At 65.8% G+C, this 9,343-nt stretch carries 7 protein-coding genes; 3 read left to right on the forward strand and 4 right to left on the reverse strand.

Features of this window, described 5'->3' with window-relative positions:
- Window positions 1–9 precede the first annotated feature (9 nt).
- A complete protein-coding gene (locus ACMUOO_RS04160; RefSeq protein WP_301919131.1) occupies window positions 10–2,466 on the reverse strand; it encodes a GcvT family protein in 2,457 nt (818 codons plus the stop codon).
- 23 nt (window positions 2,467–2,489) lie between these two features.
- Complete coding sequence (locus ACMUOO_RS04165; protein WP_301919130.1) at window positions 2,490–4,001, reverse strand: aldehyde dehydrogenase family protein; 1,512 nt, start codon at window positions 3,999–4,001, stop codon at window positions 2,490–2,492.
- A gap of 172 nt (window positions 4,002–4,173) precedes the next feature.
- Here ACMUOO_RS04165 and ACMUOO_RS04170 point away from each other — a divergent pair, with 172 nt between their 5' ends.
- Both ACMUOO_RS04170 and ACMUOO_RS04175 read left to right on the forward strand, forming a co-directional pair.
- Window positions 4,174–4,773: a helix-turn-helix domain-containing protein gene (locus ACMUOO_RS04170; RefSeq protein ID WP_301919129.1), complete on the forward strand. Its 600-nt coding sequence runs from the start codon at window positions 4,174–4,176 to the stop codon at window positions 4,771–4,773.
- 262 nt (window positions 4,774–5,035) lie between these two features.
- Window positions 5,036–6,529, forward strand: a complete 1,494-nt coding sequence (locus ACMUOO_RS04175) for a trimethylamine methyltransferase family protein (protein ID WP_301919128.1) — start codon at window positions 5,036–5,038, stop codon at window positions 6,527–6,529.
- 294 nt (window positions 6,530–6,823) lie between these two features.
- Here ACMUOO_RS04175 and ACMUOO_RS04180 read toward each other — a convergent pair whose 3' ends face one another.
- Both ACMUOO_RS04180 and ACMUOO_RS04185 read right to left on the reverse strand, forming a co-directional pair.
- The gene (locus ACMUOO_RS04180; RefSeq protein ID WP_301919428.1) at window positions 6,824–7,189 is read right to left on the reverse strand and encodes a YigZ family protein; all 366 of its coding nucleotides are present in this window, start codon (window positions 7,187–7,189) and stop codon (window positions 6,824–6,826) included.
- A 611-nt stretch (window positions 7,190–7,800) separates the two neighbouring features.
- The gene (locus ACMUOO_RS04185) at window positions 7,801–8,397 is read right to left on the reverse strand and encodes a helix-turn-helix domain-containing protein (protein WP_301919127.1); all 597 of its coding nucleotides are present in this window, start codon (window positions 8,395–8,397) and stop codon (window positions 7,801–7,803) included.
- Window positions 8,398–8,598: 201 nt separating this feature from the next.
- Here ACMUOO_RS04185 and ACMUOO_RS04190 point away from each other — a divergent pair.
- On the forward strand, window positions 8,599–9,343 hold a 745-nt coding region (locus ACMUOO_RS04190; RefSeq protein ID WP_413854886.1), incomplete at its 3' end, for an ABC transporter substrate-binding protein.

The raw sequence follows: 9,343 nt of genomic DNA on the forward strand, positions 1-9,343 counted from the left end.
TGCGACGCCTCATCCTTTCAGCCGGGTGCCGCCCGGGTCATACCAGGGGCGCAGCTGAAGCCGGACGGGGTAGCGTTTCCACGCGACTTCGATCTCCCAGGATCCCGTGTCGAGCCAGTCGGGCGACACGCCGCCGGGACAGGAGACGTAGCCCATGCCGAGCGAGGCACCGATCCGGTGGCCATAGGCGCCGGTGGTGACGGAACCGACGATGGCGCCATCGCGCAGGATCGGTTCGTTGTGATGAAGATGCGGCGGGATACCGTCGGTCGCGACCCTGGCCTGGACCAGCCGCCGCTCCGCCGGGCCGGCATCCCTTTGCCGCACGAGCGCGTCGCGCCCGATGAATCCGCCCGGCTTGTCGAAGGCGACGGCAAAGCCGAGGCCCGCCTGCAGGGGAGTATCCTCCTCGCCGATGTCGTGGCCCCAGTGGCGGTAGCCCTTCTCCATCCGCAGGGAGTTGATGGCGAAGAAGCCGCCCATCGTCAGCCCCAGACCGGCACCGGCCTCGACGATCTTCTCGAAGACATGGCCCGCGAATTCGGCGGGCATGTAAAGCTCCCACCCGAGTTCGCCGACATAGGAAAGCCGGCTGGCGCGGACGCGGGCATAGCCGAGGTCGATCTCGCGGCTGGTGCCGAAGGGAAAGCCCGCGTCGCCGAAATCGTCGGGCGACAGGCGCCGCATGAGGTCGCGCGACTTCGGTCCCATCAGGGCGAGCATCGGCAGGCCCGAGGTGATGTCGTGGACGAAGACCCGGGCGCCGTCCGGCAGATGGCGTTTCAGCCACGCCAGGTCGCGGCGCTGGGAAACGGCGATGGTCACGACCATGAACTCGGTTTCCGAAAGCCGCGTCACCGTTACGTCAGCCTCGATCCCGCCCTGCTCGTTCAACCACTGGGTATAGACCACCCGGCCCGGCGCAACGTCGATGTCGTTGGCGCAGATTCGGTTCAGCGCCGCGCATGCGTCCGCCCCCGCGACGAGATACTTGATGAAGCAGGAATGGTCGAAGAGCGTCACGTTCTCGGCGGTGTTCCGGGATTCCGCCCCGACGGCGTCGAACCACGACGGCCGGCCGTAGGAATAGGTAACCTCGGGACGCGCCCCTGCCGCGCCGAAGAAGCCCGGCCTTTCCCAGCCCGCGGCCTCGGTCATCCAGGCGCCCATCGCGGCGAGGCGGTCGTGGAACGGGCTTCGGCGGATGCCGCGGGCCGTCTCGAACTGCTTGGACGGCCAGTGCATGTCGAAGAGCGCGCCGAGCGTCTCGGTGGTGCGGTCCTCGAGATACCTGCGGTTGCCCTGGAAGGCCTGGGTGCGGCGCACGTCCACATCCATCAGCTCCACCGGCGGCCGGCGGTCGCGGATCCAGTCGGCCAGTGCCTTGCCGACCCCGCCCGACGAGAGGATGCCGATCGAGTTGAAGCCGGTGGCGCAGAACAGGCCGGGCACCTCGGGCGTCTCGCCCAAGAGGTAACGGTCGTCGGGCGTGAAGCTTTCGGGGCCGTTGAAGAAGAGCTGGATGCCCGTCCGCTCCAGCACCGGCACCCGGCGGGTGGCGGTTTCCAGATGGGGGGCGATGTGGTCGATGTCCTCGGGCAGCGTCCCGAAGGCGAAGTCGCCGGGGATGCCCTTCTGCCCCCAGGGCTTGGCATTCGGCTCGAAGAACCCGACCAGAAGCTTGCCCGCATCCTCCTTGTAGTAGGTCCATTCGTCGCCGAGGAAGAGCACCGGCAGGTTCCTTGGCAGATCGGGGATGGCCTCGGTCACGCAGTAGAAATGCTCCGCCGCGTGCAGCGGTATGGTGACGCCCGCCTCCGCCGCCAGGTCGCGCGACCACATGCCGCCGCAGAGGACGACCGTATTCGCGCGCACCGGGCCCTTGTCGGTCATCACACCGGCCGCCTTGCCGTTCTCGACGATGATCCGCGTGACGCCGGTGTTCTCGAATATGCGCCCCCCGCGCATCCGGGCGCCACGCGCATAGGCCTGAGTCACATCCGCAGGGTTCACCTGTCCGTCATGGGGAAACCAGAAACCGCCGACGATCCCCTCGGCGTTGATCGGCGCCCAGCGTTCCTTGATCTCGCCGGGCGTAACCGGCTCCACCGGAAGGCCGAAGTTGCGCCCCATCGAAGCGCCGCGCGCCAGTTCCTCGTAGCGCACCGGGGTGTTGGCCACACGGAGCGAACCGTTCCGCTTGAAGCCCGTCGCCTGACCGGTCTCGGCCTCCAGGTCCCCGAAGAGTTCGCCGGTGTACTTCGCAAGCTCCGTCATACGACGGGTGGCGCGAAGCTGGGTGACGAGCCCGGCCGCGTGCCAGGTCGTGCCGCTCGTCAGCTGGCGTCGCTCGAAAAGCGCGACATCGGTGATGCCGATCTTCGTCAGGTGGTAGGCGACGGAACAGCCTGCCACACCACCGCCGATGATCGCGACTTCGACCCGTTCGGGAAAATCCGTTGCCATGCTCGCACCCCGCTGTCCCGCGCTCACCGCGTGCCCGGATAGCTCTCTTCGCGGGCATAGGGAAACCACCAGAAGTCCTGGTTGCTCGCCCCGGGGTCGATCATCACGAACTTGGTGTTCTGGAACTGGTTCAGACCTTCGGGGCCCAACTGCCGGCCGTTGCCGGAAAGCTTGCGCCCGCCGAAGGGCAGGGCGTCGTTGTCAAGAAGCGGTGCGTTGATCCAGAGGATGCCCGACTGGATCTCGCGCACCGCGCGGAAGGTCTCGGTAGTGTCACAGCTGTAGAGGTTCGCGCCCAGCCCGAAGTCGGACCGGTTTGCCAGTTCGATGGCCTCGTCGAAGCTCTTCACCCGGCAGATCGGCGCGACCGGCCCGAAGGATTCCTCCTGCAGGATCGTCATGTCGGGAGTGACCTCGGTCAGCACCGTGGGCTCCACATACCAGCCCTTGTTGAGGTTCGCGGGCCGCCCGCCGCCCGTGGCGACCTTGGCCCCCTGCTTGCGGGCATTGGCGATCAGCGCCTCGAACCGGTCGCGCTGGCGGCCGGTTGCCATCGGCCCCATGTCGACCTCTTCAAGGCCGTTGCCGATGCGCAGCTTCTTCGCCTCGGCGACGAGCCGTTCCACGAACTGGTCGTGGATCGCCTCGTGCACATAGAACCGTTCCGCCGAGGTGCAGACCTGCCCGCAGTTGAGATAGGCCGCAAAGGCCGCACCGCGCGCGGCCATCTCCAGTGGCGCGGACGGCATGACGATGAACGGGTCGTTGCCCGAGGCCTCGATCAGGCAGGGCTTGAAGGTCTCCGCGCAGGTCCGCGCCACCGCCTGGCCCACGGGAACCGAGCCGGTGTAGGCCACGCCATGGGTCTTGCGGCTGGCGATCAGCCGCTGGGCGACCCGCGGCCCGCCGGTGACGCACTGCATCAGCCCCTGCGGCAGGCCGTTGAACAACTCCATGAACTTCAGCGTGGTGATCGAGGTCTGCTCGTGTGGCTTGACGATGACGGCGTTCCCGGCGGCCAGCGCGGCGGCCGCCTCCCAGCACAGAAGCACGAGGGGATAGTTGAAGGGCAGGATGATGACGACGGTGCCCAGCGGCTCCTTCACGGCGAAGTGGAACTGCCCCGGAACCGTGGTGCCGGCAATGCGACCCGCCTCGTGCCGCGCGACCTCGGCGTAGTAGTCCATGGCCGTGGCGCACCACGACACCTCGTCGAGCGATTCCTTGTAGGGCTTGCCCTCCTCGCGGGTCAGGTACTCGGCATAGAGCGCCTTGTCGCGCCGCATCACCGCCGCGATCTCGTGCATCACCACGGCGCGCGACCGCATGTCGATGGCATTCCAGCGCCTGCCCGCGACCAGCGCCGCCTCGATCGCGGCATCCACCTCGGCGTCTGCCGCATCCGCGATCTCGGCGATCCGGTCCTCGGTCGCCGGGTCGATCACGGCGAGTCGGTCGGCCGAGCCGCTCGCCACGAAGGCGCCGTCGATGAAAAGCTTGCCCGAAAGCCTGTTGAAGGTTTCTATGGCGCTCATGACTGGCCCTCCCGGCAGGTTGTGTTTGATTTTTCTCCAATCATGTCATGAAATACTTTACAGTCAAGCCTGAAGCGCCCATGCGCCCGCATTGACGACGGGCGAGGCGGTGCGCATATGGCGATCGGATCTGGAAGAGCTACGCAGCCGGTCATTCGGGAGAACGACAATCATGGGGCGGAAACTTGCGGCGAAAGAGCACCAGCCGGCTGCGCCGATCTCCGCCGGTCTCGACATCGGCGCCCGCCTGCGTGCGGTGCGCGAGCGCGCGGGCCTCTCGCAGCGCGAGCTTGCGAAACGCGCGGGCGTCACCAATTCCACGATCTCGCTCATAGAGCAGGAGACTCATTCGCCCTCGCTGGCATCCCTTCACCGGATTCTGTCGGCGGTGCCGATCTCGATGGCGGACTTCTTCGCGCTGCCGTCGTCACAGAGCAATGTCATGTTCTTCGACCGCAACGATCTTGCCGTGGTGGCGCGCGGCGAGGCGGACCTGCGCGTTCTTGCCGCGGAACGGCGCGACAAGTCGCTCCAGATGTTCATCGAGCGCTACCAGCCCGGTGCCGGCACCGGAGAGGAGCCGATCTCGCACGATGGCGAAACCGCGGCGGTGGTTCTGACCGGCACGATCGAGGTCACCGTCGGCTCGGAGACGCGGGTGCTTCGCCGGGGGGGCGGTTACCAGTTGATCGGCCGCCAGCCCTATACGCTGCGCAATATCGGCAAGACCGTCGCCGTGGTCGCCTGCGCCTGCACCCCGCCGATGCTGTGACCGGCTTCTGGATTCGGGGGGGGCGTGGCAGGGTTCGACGGTGCGGTGACAAGCGCGCGTTGCGCCTCGCCCCTTCGGCCGGAACCTTGCGTCAGGCGCGGATGGGGCAGGCCGTCGTTTCGTCGGCACGTGGACGCACGACGCTGATGCGCGCAGGTCCCTTCGAATGGAGTGAAACCGGTCGCGCACCATGATGACGATTGTCAGGTTTTGACTGCCGGAATAATCAGTGCCTGGAACACATTGCTTCCGAGGGTGAAGAATGCGCCGATCCGAGCAGCGCCAGCGGGGCCGGGCCGACGCGGGGACGCCGGCAGACATCGGTGCGCATTCGACGGTCAACCGCGCCTATGATCCGATCACGACGGAGGAAGCCGACCGCATCCTCGCCGCAGCCATTGCCTATGTCGCCGAGGTGGGCGTGCGTTTCGAGCCCGGAACCGAGGCGGATGCGATCTTTGCCGGTGCCGGCTGCACGGTCGGAGGCGGCGTGGTCAGAATTCCCCCCGAGATCACCCGCGAGACTCTCAGGCGCTGCGCGAAGTCGGTCCGCTTGTGGAACCGCGACGGCTCCCGGCATCTCGACCTCGACAAGGACCATTGCTGGTTCATCCCTGGCATGACCTGCATCAGGGTCTATGACTGGGACACCGGCGCGCCGCGCGACAGCACGCTTGCCGATCTCGCCCGGATCACGCTCATCGCCGACGGACTCGAACACATCGACGCCGTCTGCGTGGCCTGCAAGGACATCCCGAATTCGACACCTGCGGGCGAGATCGGCGAGTTCCTCTGCCTGGTCGAGAACACTTCGAAGCCGCTCGAATTCCTTTGCGAGCACGACATCACGCTCAGGGCCGCGATCGAGATGGCCGCGGAACTGCGCGGCGGCCGGGACGCCCTGCGAGAGAGACCCTACTTTCTCCATATCGTCACGCCCCTGCCGGCAAGCTATGCCGCAACCCATGTCGAGCAGATATTGACCTGCGTGCGCGCCGGCGTGCCGGTCGTTTCGGGCACCGTCGCTTTCGGGGGCGCCACCTCGCCGATCACCGTCGCCGGCTGCGTGGTGCACGCGCTCGCGACGGATTTCGCGGCGATGGTTCTGGCGCAGCTCGCCGTGCCCGGCTCGTTCTGCATCGGATCGGGGATGGCCTACTTCATGGAAGCCGCCACCGGAGCGATCGGGTCGATCGCACAGGTGATGCTGGGCGAACAGATCATCTGCCAGATCCGCCGGCAGCTCGGCATCCCGTCCTTCACCGCCTTCGCCGGTCGGGTGAAAGCGCGGCGATTCAACCAGGATGCGGTCTGGGAACTGTCGACGCTGCTGACCCAGGTCTATTTCTGCCGGCCGGCGACCTGCGACTATCTGGGCTTGCACGACAACGGCATGACCTATTCGATCCACTCGCTGATGCTCGCCAACGATCTTGCGGGCCTTCTACGCACCCTGTGGAGAGGAGCGCCGGTGACCGAAGACCAGATCGCGCTCGACATCGCCCGCGACATCGGACCCTTCGGCAACTATCTCGGACACGTCCACACGGCGCGCCATTGCCGCGAAGCGAACTGGCCGTCGATCTATCTCGGCGCGAATGCCCCCCTCTCGACGACCGACAAGCCGGATCTCGACCTGAAGGAACGGATCGACCTCGACCTTGCGAAGCGACTGGCGTCGCCGGGGCCGGATCCGCTTCCCGCCGATCTGCTCAGCCGGCTGCGTTCGATCCATGATGCGTATGCGGCACGCTAGGCTCGCCAAGAGGTCGCGCCGTGACGCCGGCCTCGCCATCCGTGCGACGCGCCGATCCCCCACCTCAGCGTCACCGCACCGCTTCTGCCTCGCGCCCCGCTCCACGGACATGGCCGACGGCGCCGCGGCCACAGCGCCGCGAGAGCCGCCGCCATCCCGCCGGCGGCCGTTGTGGTGAGGAGCAGCGGAACCCCCCAGGCCTCGGCGCGGTGTGCAGCGTCCGGCGTGTTCCGCAGGGCCTCTGCCGGGGCTGTCCGTCTGGCCCCGGCGCGGGATCGGGAACCGAGCAGGCGATCATCCCGCGCTCCCGGGCGTCACGTGGTCCAGGTAGGTTCGCACACAGTCCTGAACGTGGCGGAATCGGTCGCCGCCGAGGTGCTTGCCGCCATACCAGCGCGTGACGACGATCACATGGTTGCGCAGGTTCGCCCGCTCGAGCATCCGCAGGATGACGACGCCGGCGCCGCTTTCCCCGTCGTCGTCCTTCTCCGGCCCGGTTTCGGCCAGAAGCGCCCAGGAGTGGTGCGTGGCCTTGGCGAACTTCTTCCTGCGTCTGAGATCATCGACGAACGCCGTTGCCTCGTTGCCGGAACGGCAGGGGCCGCCCGAGACGGCATATCGGGAGCCGCGATCGCTGATGACGCTGTCGAGTACTAGCATGACCATGACCTAGCCGCTCCCCGGCGGCGCGGCAACCGGATGCGGAATGGACGCTCTGGACCCTTCACGCCCGGAAAGCCTCGAGTCCGGTGAACCCAGCCGCTGCGTTCTATCCGGCCTTGCATCCGGCATTGCCGCAGGCGAGCGCGCGGGGGTGGTCACATCATCAGAGTCCAGCCCGATGGTCCGTCCCATGGCCGTGTGCGAACAAGCTGTTTGCCGAGCGCTTGCATCTTGCCGATTTCGAAGTGCTAGGGAGTTCCAAGGAGATCGACGGGGATGCCATCCGCTGCCAGCACAGGGAAAGGGTCCTCGGGTCCGCTGCCGCACGGTGAATCGCCGGCAACACTTGAGCGCCTTCGGAGAACGCCAGCCACACATCGACGAACATGCGAGCCGGTTTGGTTTGCAGAGGCCGCAGTGCCGATCTGAGCGCGAAGGCGCGGGAGCGCCGAGCAATGTCGTGGTGCGCTGACTCGCGCGCTGATCCTCGTGATCGATGAGGTCTGACCGACGTCGGGGGAGTGGTCTTCAACGCATTCATTTGGCGGCGATCCGGCATCGTTGCGGATCGGCCGGGTGGGCAATGGATCGCGCCGGGACCGCTCTCGTCAGACTGTTGCGGGTGCAACGACCCAGATGACCTCGCAGGCATCATCGCCGATGGTCCAGAAGCGCACCATTGCCGTTGAGGGGAAGGCGAAGCTGTCGCCGCAGTTGACGACGAATTCGACGCCGTTCAGTTCAAGCCCCAGCGTTCCTGCCAGAACGATCCCGCATTTGCCGCCTTCGGCGTTGCTGTAGGGTTCCCCCGACGAGGCGCCCGGTTTCAGCAGAAAGCGCAGCATCTGGATCGTCGGCTGCGTGTCGGGTGTGAGCAGTTCCTTGACGAGGCCACCGTCGTGATAGGTCAACGACCGCCGCGCGCCGACCGGAACGATGTATTCGGCAGCCTGGCTCTCTTGTCCGCCGTCACGGTGAAACAACCAGTTCACCGGCATGTCCATCGCGGTGCAGATCGCGCGGAGGGTCTTGATCGAGGGCGCCGCAAGCCCTCGCTCAACCTGGCTCAGCATGCCCACCGAGATACCCGCAGGTTCGGCAACCTGTTTGAGTGAAAGTCCACGCATTTGCCGGCGCAGACGTAATGTCTCGCCGACTTGGCGGGTTTCACTTTGCGCTTCCAGAGGACTCGGATCGATCTGCACGAGATGCACTCCTTACGTCGGATCACCGTAGAAGTATAACAAGAAAGTCAAAAATACCTCTACATTAAATTTTATTGACGATAAATTTAATCATGTCATAGTGGTTGCGGGAGTTGTCGAGTCTGCGCCGGGCGACGGGAGCCGATCCCGGGCCGCAAGACCTCTCATAATCGAAATTTCATGGTTTCGGGAGGAAACTTCATGAAGGTGATCGGGATTGCGACCTTGTGCGCCGTCGTGGCGGCACCTGTCGCGGCACGGGACGTGACCATTGCCGGTTGGGGCGGCAACTACCAGGACGCCCAGCGGGAAGCCTACTTCAAGCCCTTCGCTGCCAAGTCCGGCCTGAATTTCACGGAGACGACCTATCTGGGTGGTCTGGCCGAGATCAAGGCCATGGTGGACACGAACAACGTGAGCTGGGACTTCCTCATCATGGGCGGATCCGAACTGCAGCTTGCTTGCGACGAGGGGCTGCTGGAGCCGCTCGACTGGGACGCGATCGGTGGCAAGGACGACCTCCTGCCGGGTGCGGCGATAGATTGCGGTGTCGGCAACGTCGTCATCGGAAACGGTTTCGCCTACAACTCCGAAGTCTTTCCGACCCCGCCTCAGGACTGGAAGGACTTCTTCGACCGCGACACATTCCCCGGCAAGCGGGGCGTCAACAATACGCCGCAGTTCAACCTGGAATATGCGCTGATGGCCGACGGTGTGCCGCCGGACCAGATCTACGAGGTGCTGGCGACCCCTGAGGGCGTGGACCGAGCCTTCGCCCAGTGGGACAAGATCAAGGATCTGCTGCAATATTGGGAGTCTGGCGCGCAACCGGTGGAATGGCTTGCCTCGAACAATGTGGCGCTGTCGACCGCCTACAACGGCCGGATCATCATGGCCAAGCGCGAGGGCAAGCCGCTTGAGTTTGTCTGGAAGAACCATGTTGTGA

Origin of the sequence: Albidovulum sp. (assembly GCF_041919395.1) — a bacterium.
Lineage (GTDB): Bacteria > Pseudomonadota > Alphaproteobacteria > Rhodobacterales > Rhodobacteraceae > Albidovulum.